The 16,850-nt window shown below is 67.8% G+C and carries 21 protein-coding genes and 1 pseudogene; 14 read left to right on the forward strand and 8 right to left on the reverse strand.

The features are described 5' to 3' along the window. Positions 1-493 precede the first annotated feature (493 nt). Complete coding sequence (locus JDV09_RS11300) at positions 494-769, reverse strand: DUF3303 domain-containing protein (protein ID WP_221369223.1); 276 nt, start codon at positions 767-769, stop codon at positions 494-496. A gap of 383 nt (positions 770-1,152) precedes the next feature. Here JDV09_RS11300 and JDV09_RS11305 point away from each other — a divergent pair, with 383 nt between their 5' ends. The 7 genes from JDV09_RS11305 to JDV09_RS11335 all read left to right on the forward strand — a co-directional run bounded on the left by JDV09_RS11305 (position 1,153) and on the right by JDV09_RS11335 (position 4,771). Further along, positions 1,153-1,530 carry a hypothetical protein gene (locus tag JDV09_RS11305; RefSeq protein WP_221369224.1) on the forward strand — a complete coding sequence of 126 codons (378 nt, stop codon included), beginning with the start codon at positions 1,153-1,155 and terminating at the stop codon, positions 1,528-1,530. A 4-nt stretch (positions 1,531-1,534) separates the two neighbouring features. Then, positions 1,535-2,272, forward strand: a complete 738-nt coding sequence (dapB, locus tag JDV09_RS11310; RefSeq protein ID WP_221369225.1) for a 4-hydroxy-tetrahydrodipicolinate reductase — start codon at positions 1,535-1,537, stop codon at positions 2,270-2,272. Then, positions 2,269-2,736, forward strand: a complete 468-nt coding sequence (locus JDV09_RS11315) for a tetratricopeptide repeat protein (protein ID WP_221369226.1) — start codon at positions 2,269-2,271, stop codon at positions 2,734-2,736. The genes dapB and JDV09_RS11315 overlap by 4 nt, the downstream gene beginning before the upstream one ends. After that, positions 2,733-3,188, forward strand: a complete 456-nt coding sequence (locus JDV09_RS11320; RefSeq protein ID WP_308124092.1) for a flavodoxin family protein — start codon at positions 2,733-2,735, stop codon at positions 3,186-3,188. The genes JDV09_RS11315 and JDV09_RS11320 overlap by 4 nt, the downstream gene beginning before the upstream one ends. A 93-nt stretch (positions 3,189-3,281) precedes the next feature. After that, positions 3,282-3,746 (forward strand): hypothetical protein, encoded by a 465-nt coding sequence (locus tag JDV09_RS11325; protein ID WP_221369227.1) that lies wholly within the window; start codon positions 3,282-3,284, stop codon positions 3,744-3,746. 62 nt (positions 3,747-3,808) lie between these two features. Beyond that, complete coding sequence (locus tag JDV09_RS11330) at positions 3,809-4,273, forward strand: hypothetical protein (protein WP_221369228.1); 465 nt, start codon at positions 3,809-3,811, stop codon at positions 4,271-4,273. Positions 4,274-4,297: 24 nt separating this feature from the next. Further along, positions 4,298-4,771 (forward strand): hypothetical protein, encoded by a 474-nt coding sequence (locus JDV09_RS11335; protein ID WP_221369229.1) that lies wholly within the window; start codon positions 4,298-4,300, stop codon positions 4,769-4,771. Here JDV09_RS11335 and JDV09_RS11340 read toward each other — a convergent pair. Beyond that, positions 4,765-5,693: pseudogene (locus JDV09_RS11340) on the reverse strand (HpcH/HpaI aldolase/citrate lyase family protein). The gene JDV09_RS11335 and the pseudogene JDV09_RS11340 sit on opposite strands and share 7 nt — an antisense overlap. Positions 5,694-5,726: 33 nt before the next feature. After that, positions 5,727-6,464 carry a dienelactone hydrolase family protein gene (locus JDV09_RS11345; protein WP_221369230.1) on the reverse strand — a complete coding sequence of 246 codons (738 nt, stop codon included), beginning with the start codon at positions 6,462-6,464 and terminating at the stop codon, positions 5,727-5,729. Positions 6,465-6,506: 42 nt separating this feature from the next. On the opposite strand from JDV09_RS11345, the gene JDV09_RS11350 reads away from it, so the two are divergent. Genes JDV09_RS11350 through JDV09_RS11365 form a run of 4 tightly spaced genes read left to right on the forward strand, consistent with a single transcriptional unit; the run spans position 6,507 to position 9,975 of the window. Continuing rightward, the gene (locus tag JDV09_RS11350; protein ID WP_221369231.1) at positions 6,507-7,307 is read left to right on the forward strand and encodes a thymidylate synthase; all 801 of its coding nucleotides are present in this window, start codon (positions 6,507-6,509) and stop codon (positions 7,305-7,307) included. Between the two features lie 32 nt (positions 7,308-7,339). Next, positions 7,340-7,825, forward strand: a complete 486-nt coding sequence (locus JDV09_RS11355) for a dihydrofolate reductase (protein WP_221369232.1) — start codon at positions 7,340-7,342, stop codon at positions 7,823-7,825. Further along, positions 7,822-9,030: a winged helix-turn-helix domain-containing protein gene (locus JDV09_RS11360; protein WP_221369233.1), complete on the forward strand. Its 1,209-nt coding sequence runs from the start codon at positions 7,822-7,824 to the stop codon at positions 9,028-9,030. The genes JDV09_RS11355 and JDV09_RS11360 overlap by 4 nt, the downstream gene beginning before the upstream one ends. A gap of 54 nt (positions 9,031-9,084) precedes the next feature. Then, positions 9,085-9,975, forward strand: a complete 891-nt coding sequence (locus tag JDV09_RS11365; protein WP_221369234.1) for a haloalkane dehalogenase — start codon at positions 9,085-9,087, stop codon at positions 9,973-9,975. A 3-nt stretch (positions 9,976-9,978) separates the two neighbouring features. Here the strand turns inward: JDV09_RS11365 and JDV09_RS11370 are convergent, their stop codons facing one another. Then, entirely contained in the window at positions 9,979-10,566 is a 588-nt protein-coding gene (locus tag JDV09_RS11370; protein ID WP_221369235.1) for a tRNA-specific adenosine deaminase, read from the reverse strand. 145 nt (positions 10,567-10,711) lie between these two features. Between JDV09_RS11370 and thyX the strand changes: the two genes are divergently transcribed. From thyX to JDV09_RS11385, 3 genes are read left to right on the forward strand one after another with little or no spacing between them, the layout of a single operon-like run. Then, the gene (gene thyX, locus JDV09_RS11375) at positions 10,712-11,473 is read left to right on the forward strand and encodes an FAD-dependent thymidylate synthase (RefSeq protein ID WP_221369236.1); all 762 of its coding nucleotides are present in this window, start codon (positions 10,712-10,714) and stop codon (positions 11,471-11,473) included. Between the two features lie 51 nt (positions 11,474-11,524). Beyond that, the gene (gene dapA, locus JDV09_RS11380) at positions 11,525-12,427 is read left to right on the forward strand and encodes a 4-hydroxy-tetrahydrodipicolinate synthase (RefSeq protein ID WP_221369237.1); all 903 of its coding nucleotides are present in this window, start codon (positions 11,525-11,527) and stop codon (positions 12,425-12,427) included. Positions 12,428-12,437: 10 nt separating this feature from the next. Continuing rightward, on the forward strand, positions 12,438-14,114 hold the full coding sequence (locus tag JDV09_RS11385) for a ribonuclease J (RefSeq protein ID WP_221369238.1): 1,677 nt from the start codon (positions 12,438-12,440) through the stop codon (positions 14,112-14,114). 22 nt (positions 14,115-14,136) lie between these two features. On the opposite strand, the gene JDV09_RS11390 is transcribed toward JDV09_RS11385, so the two are convergent. From JDV09_RS11390 to JDV09_RS11405, 4 genes are all read right to left on the reverse strand, one after another. Next, positions 14,137-15,006: an SAM-dependent methyltransferase gene (locus JDV09_RS11390; protein ID WP_221369369.1), complete on the reverse strand. Its 870-nt coding sequence runs from the start codon at positions 15,004-15,006 to the stop codon at positions 14,137-14,139. A 10-nt stretch (positions 15,007-15,016) separates the two neighbouring features. Continuing rightward, positions 15,017-15,835 carry a mycofactocin-coupled SDR family oxidoreductase gene (locus JDV09_RS11395; RefSeq protein ID WP_221369239.1) on the reverse strand — a complete coding sequence of 273 codons (819 nt, stop codon included), beginning with the start codon at positions 15,833-15,835 and terminating at the stop codon, positions 15,017-15,019. Positions 15,836-15,839: 4 nt separating this feature from the next. Further along, the gene (locus tag JDV09_RS11400; RefSeq protein WP_372452901.1) at positions 15,840-16,130 is read right to left on the reverse strand and encodes a putative quinol monooxygenase; all 291 of its coding nucleotides are present in this window, start codon (positions 16,128-16,130) and stop codon (positions 15,840-15,842) included. A 136-nt stretch (positions 16,131-16,266) separates the two neighbouring features. Then, on the reverse strand, positions 16,267-16,728 hold the full coding sequence (locus JDV09_RS11405) for a DUF2834 domain-containing protein (protein WP_221369241.1): 462 nt from the start codon (positions 16,726-16,728) through the stop codon (positions 16,267-16,269). Positions 16,729-16,850 lie beyond the last annotated feature (122 nt).

Below are 16,850 nucleotides of genomic sequence, written 5' to 3' on the forward strand. Positions count from 1 at the left end.
GCCCGAGACCATGCCCAGGATGAGTTCGCCGGCATGGCGCAACGGTTCGTAGCGGGCGAAGCGCGGCGCGATCCGATCGATCATCGCCGAGTACTCGGTCTGCCACCGGTCAGGGTCTACGCTATGAACCGCGGTGACCGCGGCCAATTCAATTGTCTTCACAAACATCGAACGATGCCGCGGTCACCGCCCTGACCAGCGCAGACACGCCGAAACTCGTCAGCCCCGATCTACGGCTGCAGTACTAGCGGACCACCGCCGTCATCCCTTTAGCGACTTCCCGCGCAACGTAACAGCCACAGTCCGATCAGCACGGGACTTGCCGACACCCTCGACCAGCTCGACAAGCCTGCATAGGCGAGCGGCCCAACGCAGACGGCCCGCACTACTCTCCGGTGGCGGGCCGATCTCATTTCAGACCTCGGGGGATAGCGTGCTGGGCTACCCCCGTGCCCTACCGCCTCAAGGCGTGATGACCCCGAGCTATCCGTTTCTAGCCGTACAGCGACTGGAGCACTGCCGCTCCGTCCGCGTCTTCGACAAGAGGGGTGGCCTCGATCGCCATAAATTCGTACCACTCCGCCATCCAACGGAATATCGCCTTCGGATCGTCGCTTTCCGCGATAGCGAAGCCCTTGCCATTGGAGCCGTGCCAGCGGCCGATCATTTGAGCTCCAGCAGGAGGGGAGCCGCCGGTCTCGAGAAATCGCGCGACCGCTGCCCGGTAGGCGTCACCGTGGGGCAATGTCCATGACATCAGGAACTTCATAATCGACTCCCTAACTACGTTGTTCTGTTGAGCGACTAGTGGAAACCTCCGTTGACGCGGAACCTGCCCGACACTAGGGGCCACAAGGCCCTGGGAAATAGGGCCGAAGGTCCCAACCTAGACCCATCGTCGACTCCATGCAGTCCGCTGATCCGAAGAGCCGGGCGGTCTCCTTAACCTTGCCGCCGGTATCACCCCCGGGTCACCCTCTCAGTAGCCCGTATCGGTACCGACGCATCGGCTATCAATAATCGCCGCGTTCACGGAAGCACGATGATCCGTTGCCGTTTCGGCGGCCGCCAGGCCGTGCGCAGCTGCGCCCCAATGCGCCAACGACGCGGCCACCAACGGGCTGATCGCCACCGTGGCATCACGGCGGTCCCATGCATGACCGCCAGCGATCAACCGGGCGCTGCCGCGCCGGAACCCGCCGGATGGTCGGCTCCATCAACGTCGACATCATGGGCTGGCAGTACAGCGACCGCACCGTGAGCGGACCGTCCGCATCGAATCGACCGAGGAATTCAACGACGGCGACAGGCCTGGCTTTCCAGGCGCGCCTCGTCGCAGCGTCCGAACTCGCCGCGGTCGGTGACTCGGACGATGTTGGGATGCCGCTTCCCGGAGAACCCATGAATCGAACATTAGTGCGACCCACCGACACATCCGCCCCCGCCCGGAATGTGACCACAGAAACCAAAGTGATGAAAGGGATTTCAGAGGTCAGCAGATCGGTGCGCGAACAGCAAGGGCTAGGGTGAGCCCATGCGAGTCGGAGTGTTGGGCGCCAAAGGCAAGGTCGGCGCGACGATGGTGTCGGCGGTCGAGGCGGCGGAAGATCTGGAGTTCAGTGCCGGAGTGGACGCCGGCGATCCGCTGTCGTCGCTGGTGGACTCCGGTACCGAGGTGGTCATCGACTTCACCCATCCGAGCGTGGTGATGGACAACCTGAAGTTCCTGATCGACAACGGAATCCACGCGGTCGTCGGCACCACCGGGTTCACCGACGAACGCCTCGAACAGGTGCGGGAGTGGTTGGCGGGCAAGCCCGGCGTCGCGGTGCTCATCGCGCCGAACTTCGCGATCGGTGCGGTGCTGTCGATGCACTTTGCGCAGCAGGCGGCGAAGTACTTCGAATCCGTCGAGGTCATCGAGTTGCACCACCCGTTCAAGGTCGACACTCCGTCGGGCACCGCAGCGCGAACGGCCCGGTTGATCGCCGAGGCGCGAAAGGGGTTGCCGCCCAATCCCGATGCCACCAGCACCGGACTGGAGGGCGCCCGTGGTGCCGACGTCGACGGTATTCCGGTGCATTCGGTGCGGCTGGCCGGTCTGGTCGCGCACCAGGAGGTGCTGTTCGGCACCCAGGGGGAGACGCTGACGATCCGCCACGACAGCATCGACCGCACGTCGTTCGTGCCCGGCGTGCTGCTCGCGGTTCGCAAGATCGCCGAATTCCCCGGCCTGACGGTCGGGATCGATCCGCTGCTCGACCTGTCATGACCGACGGCGCGCGCGTACTGCGGATCCAATTGCTGATCGGCTTCATGTGTGTGGCGCTGCTCGTGTACTTCGCCTTGCTGCTCCGCCTGGCGTCGAAGCTGATCGGCTCCGGTGAGCTCGCCGCGATCGGGCTCGGCGCGGCCATCTTGATCCTGCCGGTGATCGGTGTCTGGGTGATGGTCGCCACGCTGCGGGCCGGGCTGGCCCACCAGCGGCTGGCCCGCATCGTGCGCGAGGACGGCCTGGAGCTCAATGTCGCCGACCTGCCGAGGATGCCGTCGGGGCGCATCGAGCGTGACGCCGCCGACGCCCTCTTCCACACGGTGCGCGAGGAACTCGAGGCCGACCCCAATGACTGGCGCCGGTGGTATCGACTGGCACGGGCGTACGACTACGCCGGCGACCGGGGTCGGGCCAGGGAGACGATGAAGAAGGCGGTCCAGATGCAGGAGGGTCGTCTGTGAGCAAGACCCTGCTGATTGTGCACCACACGCCGTCCCCGCACTGTCAGGAGATGTTCGAGGCGGTCGTAGCCGGTGCGACCGACCCGGACATCGAGGGCATCGAAGTCGTTCGGCGACAAGCACTCACGGTCTCACCATTCGAGATGCTGCAGGCTGACGGCTACCTGTTGGGGACTCCGGTCAACCTCGGCTACGTTTCCGGCGCTCTCAAGCACGCCTTTGACGTCAGCTACTACCAACTGCTGGACTCCACCCGAGGCAGACCATTCGGGCTGTGGCTGCACGGCAACGAGGGCACGGAAGGGGCGGAGCGGGCGGTGGACGGGATCACCGCGGGGCTGGGCTGGGTGAAGGCAGCCGAGCACGTTGTGGTGATGGGCAAGCCGACCAAGGCGGACCTCGAGGCGTGCTGGAACCTGGGCGCGACCGTCGCCGCGACGTTGATGGGGTGAAGCAGTCAGAGCGAACACGGAAGTCACGATGTTGACGCGTCGCCGCCTTGTCGCGCGAAGAACATCGACCGCAGCCGACCCCTTCACGGCCCGATGATCCGCGCCGCCGAGGTCGTGCGGGAGGCCATCGCGGCCAGCGGAACCGGCGAACCCTGGTGCGTGTTCGATGACCGCCTGCCCGATGCGGTTCGGGCCGGTAATCGCTTGATCCTGGTCGAGACCGACACCGACGAGCGTGGACGGCCCGCTGGTCTGGGCTGGCTCATCACCGTCTATGCGGTCGATGGTGGAGACGCCACGCCGGTCGCCGTGCACGTTGCGGAAACGAAGAACGCGGCTCGCCGGGGGCTCACCTCGTTGATCCGTCAGACCGGACGGCCGGTCGTGGAACGACCACTGACGTGGACGCGGGAGAAACCTGGACTGTACCGGTCGGGCAAGTACCTGGTCGGGCATCTCGACACCGGGGAGTGGTTCGGCGAAGGTCCCGGCGTCGATCAGGTGTACGACTCCAAGGCCGACGCCCAGGCCGCGTGCGACGCCGCACGGGGCAGGTAGTCATCGCAGGACTCCGGCCTCCAGGGATAGCCGCGATTCCGTGCGCATGGTACGAAGTGGCCATGCTGACAGCACCGATGCAGATCCCCGGGATCACCGGAGCCGTGATGGTCAACGTGAACGCCTGGACCGGCAAGCGTAAGCTGTTCGTCGACGGTGCCGAGGTCCCGACGACGCGGGGGAGCTTCGAGTTCACCGGGGCGTTCGGGCAACCGGTGTCCGGTCAGATCAAACGGCTCATGCCCTGGGAGGTCTATCCCAGGGTCGCGATCGGGGACGTCATCCACCGCACCGGCGAAGAGCCGCCGGTCTGGCTGAAGGTGGTCGCGGGGTTGCCCATCCTGCTGGCAGCCGGTGGGCTGCTCGGCCTGCTGATCGGGTTCCTCGGGGTGATCGCGAACTTCGAGGTGATCCGCACCGGGGCCGCCAGGGGTGCGGTCGTCGCGATCAGCATCGGTACATTGCTGGTGTGCGCCGTCGTTCTGCTGATCGTGGCGGGGTTGATCGGCGCCGCCATCCGAATGTGATCATCGCGTCGAACAGGGAGAAACATGCCGGGCCTTGCTGAAATCGCCGTTGCCAGCGCCCCGCTCGCCGGTGGCGCCCTGCTGGGAATGGCTGCCGGAAACTTCAAAGCCCCGGACATGCGCGCGGCCATCAGTAAGGACATGGATCTGCTGGACCGGATTCCCGCCGACCAGGAACATCGGCGCGCCGACCTGGAGCGGGTGATCGACGCACGGATCGACATGCTGATCAACGGCTTCGACAAGAACCAGCAGATCCGTGCGGTGGCCGCCGGTTACGAAGGCAACTGGCGCGACATCGTGGTGTTCCTCAGCGCGATTCTGTTCACCGTCGTGTGGTGGAACGTGGAACACTCCCGCGCCGACTGGCTGATACTGTTCCTCACTCTGCTCACGTTGACGGCCATCTCAGGGTTCTACGCGGTGCGCGGCATCATGCGCGGCGTCAAGACCTACCGGGAGTCCCGCCAAATCCAGCAGCATCCCCACGTTCAGTAGTGGTAGGTGTCTGACGGCGCCGGGATGTGAGCCGGATCGTCGACGTCGTCGAAGTCCGACGATTCGATGCCGTAGGCCCGCGCCAGATCGAGGATCTTGGTGGCCCGTGGGATGCGGGGAGGTCCGAGCCGTTGCGGATCTCCCCGCCGTCGCGTTCGTACTCGACGAAAAACTCCTTCGCCCAGCCGATCTCCTCAACCGAGGGGGAAAGCCCTTCGTTGATCGTGGGGCATTGGTCGGGCGTCAGGCAGATCTTGCCGGTCATGCCGAACTCGGCCGACACCGCGGTCGCCTCGCTCAACCGTAGAGCGCTGGAGCCCACCATCGGGCCGTCGATGGCGCTGGGCAGGTGCGCCGCCTTGGCGGCGATGGTGAACCGGGACCGCGCGTATGCCAGCGTCAGCGGATCGTCGCCGAAGCCGGTGTCCCTGCGGAAGTCGCCGATACCGAACGCCAGCCGGAAGGTGCCCTTCGCGGAGGCGATCTCGGTGATGCGTTCCAGCCCGCGTGCGGTTTCCACCAACGCGACGATCGGCACGTCGGGCAGCCGCTTGGCGGTCTCGGTGACGTGGTCGACGGACTCCACCATCGCCAGCATCACGCCGCCGACCGAGGTGCCCGCCAGCATCTGCAGGTCACCGGCCCACCATTCGGTGCCGAAGCCGTTGATGCGCACCCAGTCGTCGTGGCCCTCGGCCAGCCACCGGGTGACGTTGTCGCGCGCGGCGGCCTTGTCCTTGGGCGCGACGGCATCCTCGATGTCGAGCACCACGATGTCGGCCCGCGACGCGGCCGCGGCCGCGAAGCGGTCGTACTGTGCGCCGTTGACCAGCAGCCAACTGCGGGCGAGCACCGGGTCGATGCGCCTGCCGTGTTCGCCGAAGGCCGATTCACTGAAGGTGTGGTCATACGCGGCGTTCATGGTCGCTCATCGCCGCCGCGCTGAGCAATACGATCAGTGCAGGTGAGAGCCGAAGAAGGACTCCATGGCCGCCCAGTGCCGCCGCGCGGCCGGTTCGTCGTAGGGCGCGTTGTCGGGCACCGCGAAGCCGTGGGACGCCGAATACCACTCGATGGTGTGCTCGACGCCGGCCGCGGTCAGGGCCTTGTCCAGCGTCTCGCCTGCCTCGGTGGTGAAGGACGGGTCGTTCTGGGCGGCCCCGACGTACACCGGCGCCAGCATGGCGTCGGCCAACCGGTGCGGACTGCCCGGATCGTCGGCGGCCAGGCCGCCGCCGTGGAACGACATCGCCGCCGCGACGCGGTCGGGCACGCGGCCGGCCACGATCAGTGAGGTCCGGCCGCCCATGCAGTAGCCGGTGGTTCCGAACGTCGCGCCGCGCACCTCGGGCCGCGCCGCCAGGTAGTCGAAGAACGCGGAGGCGTCGGCGGCCATGAACTCGGGGGTGACTTTGGAGATCATGCCGAACAGGCGGTTGCGTTCGGCCTGGTCCTCGAACACGGTGGCCATCGTGAACGGTGCCCAGTCCCCGTCGCGGTAGTAGACGTCGGGGACCAGCACCGCGTAGCCGTAACCGGCCAGTTTGTCGGCCATCGCGGCGAAGGTCTCTCGGGCGCCGCCGGCGTCGGGATACATCACGATCCCGGGCCACGGGCCCTCGCCGTCGGGTGTGTGCAGGGTGACGGGACACGAGCCGTCTGCGGTCGTCACGGTGTCGGCGATCCTGGGCATGGCTTCTGTTCTACTCCGTCCGGTTGCCCGTAAGCTGGGCGCGTGCCGATCGCCACCCCTTACGAGGACCTGCTGCGACTCGTGCTCGAGACCGGAATCGCGAAATCCGACCGGACCGGCACCGGTACCCGCAGCCTGTTCGGGCATCAGATGCGCTACGACCTCGCCACCGGGTTCCCGCTGATCACCACCAAGAAGGTGCACACCAAGTCGATCGTCTACGAGCTGCTCTGGTTCCTGCGCGGGGATTCGAACGTGCGCTGGCTGCAGGACCGCGGCGTCACGATCTGGGACGAATGGGCTTCTCCGACTGGAGATCTGGGCCCGGTGTACGGGGTCCAGTGGAGATCGTGGCCGACGCCGTCGGGTGAGCACATCGACCAGATCAGCGCGGCGGTGCAGCTGCTGCGAACCGACCCGGACTCGCGGCGCAACATCGTCTCCGCGTGGAACGTCGGCGAGATCCCGCAGATGGCCCTGCCGCCGTGTCATGCGTTCTTCCAGTTCTACGTCGCCGACGGACGGCTGAGCTGCCAGCTGTACCAGCGCAGCGCCGACCTGTTCCTCGGGGTGCCGTTCAACATCGCCAGCTACGCGTTGCTGACCCACATGATGGCCGCACAGGCCGGCCTCGGGGTCGGGGAGTTCATCTGGACCGGCGGGGACTGTCACATCTACGACAACCACGTCGAGCAGGTCGCCGAGCAGCTCTCGCGCGAGCCGCGACCATACCCTGTTCTCGTTCTGGCCCAGCGGGATTCGATCTTCGACTACGCCTACGACGACGTCGTCATCGAGAACTACGACCCACACCCGGCGATCAAGGCCCCGGTGGCGGTGTAGGTGTCCATGAGGATTGCTTGCAGGTCCGAATCATGACTGCGGGCGTATCGCTGATCTGGGCCCAGTCCAGCTCCGGGGTGATCGGTCGAGACAACGCGATCCCGTGGCGGGTACCCGAGGATCTGGCCCGCTTCAAGGAGCTCACGATGGGCCGGACCGTGATCATGGGCCGGCGCACCTGGGAGTCGCTGCCCGGTTCGGTGCGGCCGTTGCCGGGCCGCAGGAATGTCGTGGTGACGCGGCAGGCCGGCTACCTGGCCGAGGGAGCGGAAGTGGTCACCGACATCGAGGACGCCCCACTCGAGGGCGCCTGGGTGATCGGCGGATCGCAGATTTACGGGTTGGCGTTGCCGCTGGCGAACCGGTGCGAGGTCACCGAGGTGGACATCGACCTGCACCGGCGGGACGACGACGCGCTGGCGCCGGTGCTCGACGACTCGTGGGTGGGTACCGTCGGGAATTGGCACGACAGCACATCGGGGTTGCGCTACCGGTTCTACAGCTACGTCAGGCCGTGAGGCTCACCGCTGCGCAGGCGCGGCGGGTGGCGGTCGCGGCGCAGGGCTTCGGCGAGCCGAAGCCGGCCGGGCCGGTCACGCGTGCCCATCTCAAGCGGCTCGTCGCGCGGCTGCAGGTGTTGCAGCTGGACTCGGTGTCGGTCGCGGTGCGTGCGCACTACGCCCCGGTGTTCAGCCGGCTCGGGCCCTACGACCGCGACATCCTGGATCGTGCGGCCTGGCGCCACTCGGCCCGGTCGCCGAGGCTGCTGGTCGAGTACTGGGCGCACGAAGCGGCGCTGATGTCGGTCGAGGACTGGCCGCTGCTGCGCTGGCGGATGCGCGAGTACTCCCACGGCCGGTGGGGCAGCGAGATCGTCCGGCGCAACGCCAAGCTGGCCGACGACGTGGTGGCCGCGGTGACGGCGCTGGGCCCGTCGACCGCCGGGCAGATCGAGGCCTATCTGGAGTCCGAACCGCGGGGCCGAAAAGGTCCCTGGTGGGATCGCAGCGACACCAAATGGGTGGCCGAGGCGCTGTGGTCGTCGGGGGTGCTGACCACCGCCACCCGGGTCGGGTTCGCACGCCACTACGACCTCACCGAACGGGTGCTGCCCGCCGACGTGGTGAACCGGGAGGTGGACGAGCCCGACGCGGTCCGCGAGCTCGCGCGACGGGCCGCCGCGGCGCTGGGCATCGCCACCGAGGCCGACATCCGCGACTACTTCCGGTTGGGTGCCCGCCAGATCAAGCCCGCGATCGCCGACCTGGTCGCCGCCGGTGAGCTCGAACGCGTCGACGTCGACGGCTGGTCGGCCCCGGCCTACCTGTGCGCCGGGCAGACGGTGCCGCGGCGGGACCGCGGGACGGCTCTGCTGTGCCCGTTCGACCCGCTGATCTTCTTCCGGCCGCGGGTCGAGCGGCTGTTCGGGTTCCACTACCGCATCGAGATCTACACCCCGGCACTCAAACGGAGGTTCGGCTACTACGTGTGGCCGATGCTGCTCGACGGCGAACTGGTGGGCCGGCTCGATCTGAAGGCGGACCGGACCCGGGACGCGCTGCAGGTGCTCGGTGCGTTCGCGGAAGACGGCCGGAACCCGGGCCGGGTGGCCGACGCGATGGCGGGCGAGCTGCGGTCGATGGCCTCGTGGCTGGGGCTGGGCGACGTCGTCGTCGGTGACCGCGGCAACGTGGTGGCACAACTAGGTCGTGCGCTGAGATAACGTGTGGTACGTGTAAGTACCGTAGGGGGGTACAACGGCGAAGGAGCTGCACCCGTGGATGTACTGCGCACCCCCGACGAGCGATTCACCGATCTGCCCGACTTTCCGTTCGAACCGCACTACGTGCAGGTCGGCGAGGTGCGCATGCACTACCTCGACGAAGGTCCGGCCGATGCCCCGGTGGTGTTGCTGCTGCACGGCGAGCCGTCGTGGAGCTACCTGTACCGGTGGATGATCCCGGTCCTCGTCGATGCGGGTTTGCGTGCGGTGGCGATCGATCTGGTCGGCTTCGGCCGCAGCGACAAGCCGACCCGCCGCGAGGACTACACCTACGCCGCGCACGTCGACTGGACCTGGGGCGCGATCGACGCGATCGGGCTGACCGACATCACCCTGGTGTGTCAGGACTGGGGCGGGCTGATCGGGTTACGTCTGGTCGGCGAGCATCCGGATCGCTTCGCGCGGGTGGTGGCGGCCAACACGATGCTGCCGACCGGCGACCACCACCCGGGCGAGGCGTTTCTGGCCTGGCAGAACTTCAGCCAGCAGACGCCGGACTTTCCGGTGGGGCAGATCGTGAACGCAGGCTGCGCCTCGACGTTGGCGCCCGAGGTGATCGCCGCCTACGACGCCCCGTTCCCCGACGATTCGTACAAGGCGGGGGTGCGTCAGTTCCCGCTGCTGGTGCCGATCAGCCCCGAAGACCCGGCCGCCCCGGCCAACCGGGCCGCCTGGGAGCTGCTGCGCCGGTTCGGCAAGCCGTTCCTGTGCGCCTTCTCCGACTCCGACCCGATCACCCGTGGCGGAGATGCCGTGCTGCGCAAGCTCATCCCCGGGGCGCAGGGGCAACCGGAGCTGACGATCGCCGACGGTGGGCACTTCCTCCAAGAGGACAAGGGCGCCGAACTGGCGCGCGTGGTGGTCGATTTCGTCGCCGCGAACTGACCGCTAGCCCAACGGAATATCGTTGTCGCCCTTGGATTCCTGATACTGGTTCGACAGCGCGTCGTAGCGCTCGCGGATCCGGTCGCGCTGTTGGAGCAGTTCGGTGCGCTGTGGCTCGGGCTCGGTGTCGATGAGGTCGGCGATCGCATAGGCGGTCCAGAACTCGTTGGTGCGGCGATAGCCGCCGGGTTCCAGGCCGAACAGCTCCTTGAGGATCTTCAGGTCGTGCGGGATGGCGAAGCTGTCGCGGGAGTCCTCGTGGCTGTAGAAGTAGTAGTAGTTGTCGAACCCGGACCAGGTGATCGCCGACATGCACAGCGTGCAGGGCTCGTGGGTGGTCAGGAAGACCAGATCCTTGGTCGGTGGCCGCGCGGGCATCTCGTAGAACTGGCGCAGTGTGTTGATCTCGCCGTGCCAGAGCGGGTTGTCGGTTTCGTCGTTGGTGCCGGCGATCACCACGGACAGATCCGACTTGCGCAGCAGCGCCGCGCCGAACACCTTGTTGCCGGCGGCCACGCCTCGCTCGGTGAGCGGCAGGATGTCGGTCTCGATGACGTCGAGCAGTCGCGCGGCGATCGTGGTGTCGGCCATGGGCCACCCTAACGTCCGTTGGCGCTGCGCTCACGGCGAGGAAGTTCGAGTGGACCTCGCCCTGAGCGCAGTTTCAACGCGGGGTGGGGCCGCCAGCGCAGCCTCAACGCGGGGGTTCGCCCGTCCCGCGCGCTATCCTCGCCGCGTGGCCGAGATCGCTCCGCTGCGTGTGCAGCTGATCGCCAAGACGGAATTCGCGCCGCCGCCGGACGTGCCGTGGAGCACCGACGCCGACGGCGGTCCCGCACTCGTCGAGTTCGCCGGGCGGGCCTGCTATCAGAGCTGGTCGAAGCCCAATCCGCGCACCGCCACCAACGCCTCGTATCTGCGGCACATCATCGACGTCGGCCATTTCTCCGTGCTCGAACACGCCTCGGTGTCGTTCTACATCACCGGCATCTCGCGGTCCTGCACGCACGAACTGGTCCGGCACCGGCACTTCTCCTACTCCCAGCTGTCGCAGCGGTACGTGCCCGAGGACGACGCGCAGGTGGTGGCGCCGCCGGGCATCGAGGACGACCCGGAGCTGACCGCGATCCTGGCCGCGGCCGCCGACGCCAGCCGGGCCGCCTACCTCGAGCTGCTGACCAGGCTGGAAGCCAAGCTGGTGGGCGACCAGCCCGAGGGACGGGCCGTGCTGCGGCGCAAGCAGGCCCGCCAGGCGGCCCGTGCCGTCCTGCCGAACGCCACCGAGACGCGCATCGTGGTGACCGGCAACTACCGGGCGTGGCGGCATTTCATCGCGATGCGGGCCAGCGAACACGCCGACGTGGAGATCCGCCGGCTGGCCATCGAGTGTTTGCGCCAGCTCGTCGATGTCGCCCCCCAGGTGTTCGCCGACTTCGAGATCACCGTGCTCGCCGACGGCACCGAGGTCGCGACCAGCCCGCTGGCCACCGAGGTCTGAGCCGGAAAGCCATTCGTGGCTGGAGTGGGTGAGCAGGTAATCTTGACGCCCGTGAGTGCCAGCGGATTCGACGCCCCTGCCCGGTTGGGCACCCTGTTGACCGCGATGGTTACCCCGTTCAAGCCGGACGGCGAGCTGGACACCGACACCGCCGCCCGGTTGGCGATCCACCTGGTCGACCAGGGTTGCGACGGCCTGGTGCTGTCCGGAACCACCGGCGAATCCCCGACCACCACCGACGACGAGAAGATCGCGCTGTTGCGGGTGGTGCTCGAGGCGGTGGGCGACCGGGCCCGCATCATCGCCGGGGCGGGCACCTACGACACGGCGCACAGCGTGCACCTGGCCAAGGCGTGCGCGGCCGAGGGCGCGCACGGCCTGCTCGTGGTCACCCCGTACTACTCGCGTCCACCGCAGTCCGGCCTGATCGCGCACTTCACCGCCGTCGCCGATGCCACCGAGCTGCCGGTCATCCTCTACGACATCCCGCCCCGGTCGATGGTGCCGATCGGCTGGGACACCCTCCGCACGCTGTCGGGACATCCCAACATCGTCGCGGTCAAGGACGCCAAGGGCGATCTGCACGGCGGTGCCCAGATCATCGCCGAGACCGGGCTGAGCTACTACTCCGGCGACGATTCGCTGAACCTGCCGTGGCTGGCGATGGGCGCGGTCGGATTCGTCAGCGTGTGGGGCCATCTGGCGGCCGGTCAGCTGCGGGACATGCTGACCGCGTTCGCGTCCGGCGACCTCGCCACGGCCAGGAAGATCGGCGTCTCGCTGGCACCGCTCAACGCCGCGCAGACCAGGCTCGGCGGGGTCACCCTGTCGAAGGAGGGCCTGCGGCTGCAGGGCTTCGACACGGGGGATCCGCGCCTGCCCCAGATGCCGGCCACCGCCGAGCAGATCGAGGGCCTGACCGACGACATGCGCACCGCCGGGGTGTTGCGCTAGTGGGCTGCTAGTGGACTCCGCACTGATCGCGCCGCAGCCGCTGGCAGCGGGTGGCCTCCGGGTCACCGCACTGGGCGGTATCAACGAGATCGGTCGCAACATGACCGTTTTCGAACATCTGGGCCGGCTGCTGATCGTGGACTGCGGGGTGCTCTTCCCGACCCATGACGAGCCCGGCGTCGACCTGATCCTGCCCGACCTGCGCCACATCGAGCACCGGCTCGACGACGTGGAGGCACTCGTCGTCACCCATGGTCACGAGGATCACATCGGCGCGATCCCGTTCCTGCTCAAACTGCGGCCGGACCTCCCCGTGGTCGGGTCGAAGTTCACGCTGGCACTGGTACGGGAGAAGTGCCGCGAACACCGGATCAAGCCGGTGCTGGTCGAGGTGGCGGAGCGGCAGAAGTCCACGCACGGGGTGTTCGAATGCCAGTACTTCGCGGTCAACCACTCGATACCGGGCTGCCTGGCGATCGCGATCCACACCGGCGCGGGAACCGTGCTGCACACCGGGGACATCAAACTCGACCAGCTGCCACCCGACGGCAGGCCGACCGACCTGCCCGGCATGTCGCGGCTCGGCGACGCCGGCGTCGACCTGTTCCTGTGCGACTCGACCAACTCGGAGATCCCCGGTGTGGGCCCTTCGGAGAGCGAGGTCGGTCCCGCGCTGCACCGGTTGATGCGCGGGGCGGAGGGGCGGGTCATCGTCGCGTGCTTCGCGTCCAACGTCGACCGTGTGCAGCAGATCATCGACGCCGCCGTGGCGCTCGGGCGCCGGGTGTCGTTCGTCGGCCGGTCGATGGTGCGCAACATGGGCATCGCCCGCGAACTCGGGTATCTGCGGGTCGCCGACGAGGACGTCCTGGAGATCGCCGCGGCGGAGATGATGCCCGCTGACCGGGTGGTGCTGATCACCACCGGGACCCAGGGCGAGCCGATGGCGGCACTCTCGCGAATGTCGCGCGGCGAGCATCGCAGCATCACGCTGACCGCGGGCGACCTGATCATCCTGTCGTCGTCGCTGATCCCGGGCAACGAGGAGGCCGTGTACGGGGTGATCGACGCGCTGGCCAAGATCGGTGCCCGCGTCGTCACCAATCAGCAGGTGCGCGTGCATGTCTCCGGCCACGCCTACTCCGGCGAGCTGCTGTTCCTCTACAACGGTGTGCGGCCCCGCAACGTGATGCCGGTGCACGGCACCTGGCGGATGCTGCGCGCCAACGCGGCACTGGCCGCGCGCTCCGGTGTTCCCGAGGAGAACATCGTGCTCGCCGAGAACGGTGTCAGCGTCGACCTGGTGGCCGGCCGGGTCAGCATCGCGGGGGCGGTGTCGGTCGGCAAGATGTTCGTCGACGGGCTGATCACCGGCGACGTCGGTGATGCAACGCTCGGCGAAAGGCTCATTCTCTCTTCGGGTTTCGTCGCCGTGACGGTGATCGTGCGGCGGGGGACGGGCAAGCGGGCCGCGCCTGCGCACCTGCATTCGCGCGGCTTCTCCGAGGATCCCAAGGCGCTGGAACCGGCGGCCCGCAACGTCGAGGCCGAGCTGGACCGGCTGGCGTCGCAGAACATCACCGATCCGACGCGCATCGCGCAGGCGGTGCGTCGCACGGTCGGTAAATGGGTGGGCGAGACCTACCGCCGGCAGCCGATGATCGTGCCGACCGTCATCGAGATCTGATTGTGTTCGCGGGCGCCGGTTTTCATCGTTCGGCCAGCGCCGTCCACTCGATGGGGGATGCCGACAGCGTGCGCCCGGTCGGCCGGATGTAGGTGTCCCGGAAGTAGCTCGGACCCGCCTGCTCGACCAGCCTCCAGCCCGATTCGGCGAGCAGATCGCCGACCGCCTCGCGCACCAGGCCCGACTTCCACACCTGTGCGCGCTGCCGGAACCGCCGGTAGAGCGCGTCGCTGCCGTAGCGATTCTCGCCGTCGATGAAGTCCTGTCTGATGTAGGTGAAGACGAGCCGGCTCCCGGGCGCCGCCGAGCTGGTCTGGGCCAGCGTGGCGCGGACCGCTTCCGGGCTCAGGTATTGGGTGACGCCCTCCCAGATGAAGAAGGTGCGGTCACCGCGCCGGTATCCGCGGTTCTCCAGGGCGGCCATCAGGTCGTCGGTTTCGAAGTCGACCGGTATCAGCTGAACCGAGGCGGGCGTGGCACCGAGCACCCGCCGCAGCAACGCCTCCTTGTGCTCGATCATGACCGGCTGGTCTAGCTCGTAGACCGGCAGCTCACTGTGCCTGGCGATGCGGCACGCCCGGGTGTCCAGCCCGGCGCCGAGCACCACGACCGCATCGACCTCGTTGAGGGGATCCGACAGCCGTTCGTCGATGTAGTGCTTACGGCAGGCGATGCCGGCCCACAGCCCCGGGCCGGATCTCTGCGAGGCGGCCGAGACGGCCCGGCGGATAACACCGATGCGGGTCACGGCCACCAGCGCGCGAAGTGTGGCGGGCAGAAAGGATCCGGCGAGGTCGTCGTCGACGAGGCGGCGGTGCGACGGCTCGTGGTGTTCGACGGCCGCGAGCACCATCGGCCCGAAGGCGGTCCGGGCGGCGGCGTTTCGTCGCATGCTCACCGGTTCAGCGCTTGTTCACATAGCCTGCGTCGACGGGCAGCGTGACCCCGGTGACGTACCGGGCGGCATCGGACACCAGCCAGAGCACCGCGTTGGCGATGTCCTCGGGCTCGAGTGTCTGCACCGGTAGCGCGTTGCCCATGTCGGGTCCACCCTCACTCTGCTGCGCCATGCCCTCCAGCCAGGACCGGGTGAAGTCGTTGTCGATCATCGGTGTGTTCACCCCGGCGGGATGGATCGAGTTGACCCGGATATTGAACTGGGCCAACAGGTTTGCATACGTCCGCATCAGGCCGACGACGCCGTGCTTGGCCGCCGCGTAACCGACCGACCCGGCGATCGGCGTGCCCACCCCGACCAGTCCCATCACCGAACTGGTCAGCACGATCGAACCGCCGTTGCCGTACTTGATCATCGGCTTCATCGCGACGTCGATCGTGTGATAGACGCCGGTCAGGTTGACGTCGATGACGTCCCGCCAGGCGTCGGCCGCGGCCATCGGCGCGATGCCCGCATTGGCGACCACGATGTCGAGGCGCTCGCCCAGCGCGTCGGTGCCCCGGCGCACCGCCGCCTTCACCGCGTCTCGGTCGCGTACGTCGGCTTCGACGGCCACGATCCGCGCGCCGGTCTCTTCGACCAGCTTGACCGTGGCGGCCAGGTCGTCCGGGGTCGCCAGCGGGTAGGGCACCGAGGCGATCTGATCGCACAGGTCCAGGGCGATGATGTCGGCGCCCTCGGAGGCGAGTTTGACCGCGTGGGCCCGACCCTGGCCGCGGGCGGCGCCGGTGATGAATGCGGCCTTGCCGCTGAGCTCGCCCATGACGCTACGAACGCAGCTTGCCCTTGGCCGGATCGCCCGCGGCGACCGGCTGCAGCATCTTGATGTCCGGCGCTCCGTCGAGAAGCTCGCCGACGGCGCCGAACAGCGCCGCGATCGCGGGGGCCTTGCTGTGCGCCGTCAGGGCGTCGGCGTCGGCCCACTGCTCGACGAAGACGAACGTGCCGTCGGCCTCGTGCAGCGAGTACAGCTCACACCCGGGCTCACCGTGCACCGCCTCGACGGCCTGCGTGCACGCCTCCCGGACGGTGTCGACCGATTCGGGCTTGGCGGTCATGGTGGCGACGACGACGATCGGATTGCTGCTGGGCACCGGTGGCGCTCCTTGATCTCGGCGATGAGCTGGACAGCTGTCCACCCTACTCATGCGGCCGTGGTGGGTGTCAGGCCGTGTCGACTCACCCCATGTCGACTCACCCGAGGTCCACCCACAGCACCAGCGCGAGCAGTGCCGCGGCCAACGCCGCGAGCCCGACCGCATCGACAACGGTGACCGGACGACGACCGGCCGCGCCGATCCGCAGTTCGCGGGCGATGAGGAACAGTGGGAAGGTCACGCTGATGGCGATCGCGAAGCCCCCGATGATGTACAGCCAGACGAACCGCACGCCGTGCTTGCGGGCCTCGGTGACCATCAGGATCCCCGCCGACAGGAACAGCAGCAGGATGTCCACGGTCATCGACCTGGACCCCGGGTTGGCCTTGGTGTCGTCGAGGAAATCGATCAGAAATCCCGCCGGACTGTCCAGGTAGGCGATGTTCTGGCTCCATGTCGCGACCAGGGCCACGACGGCGATCACCGCATAGACGCTGCACAACAGCCTGCCGGTGAACGAAACGCCGGTCGTCGGTGGTGCTGGGTTGTGGTCGGCCATGCGGGCACGGTAGATCGAATTCGCGCGATCGACACCAATCTGTGACCAGTGTGGCAGATGGTGCATATGAGTCCATTGCGACTAGGCTTGTCTCCATGGCGAGTAAGACCGCGTCCCGATCT

The sequence above is a fragment of the Mycolicibacterium xanthum genome (assembly GCF_019710635.1).
In the GTDB taxonomy this organism is placed as follows: domain Bacteria; phylum Actinomycetota; class Actinomycetes; order Mycobacteriales; family Mycobacteriaceae; genus Mycobacterium; species Mycobacterium xanthum.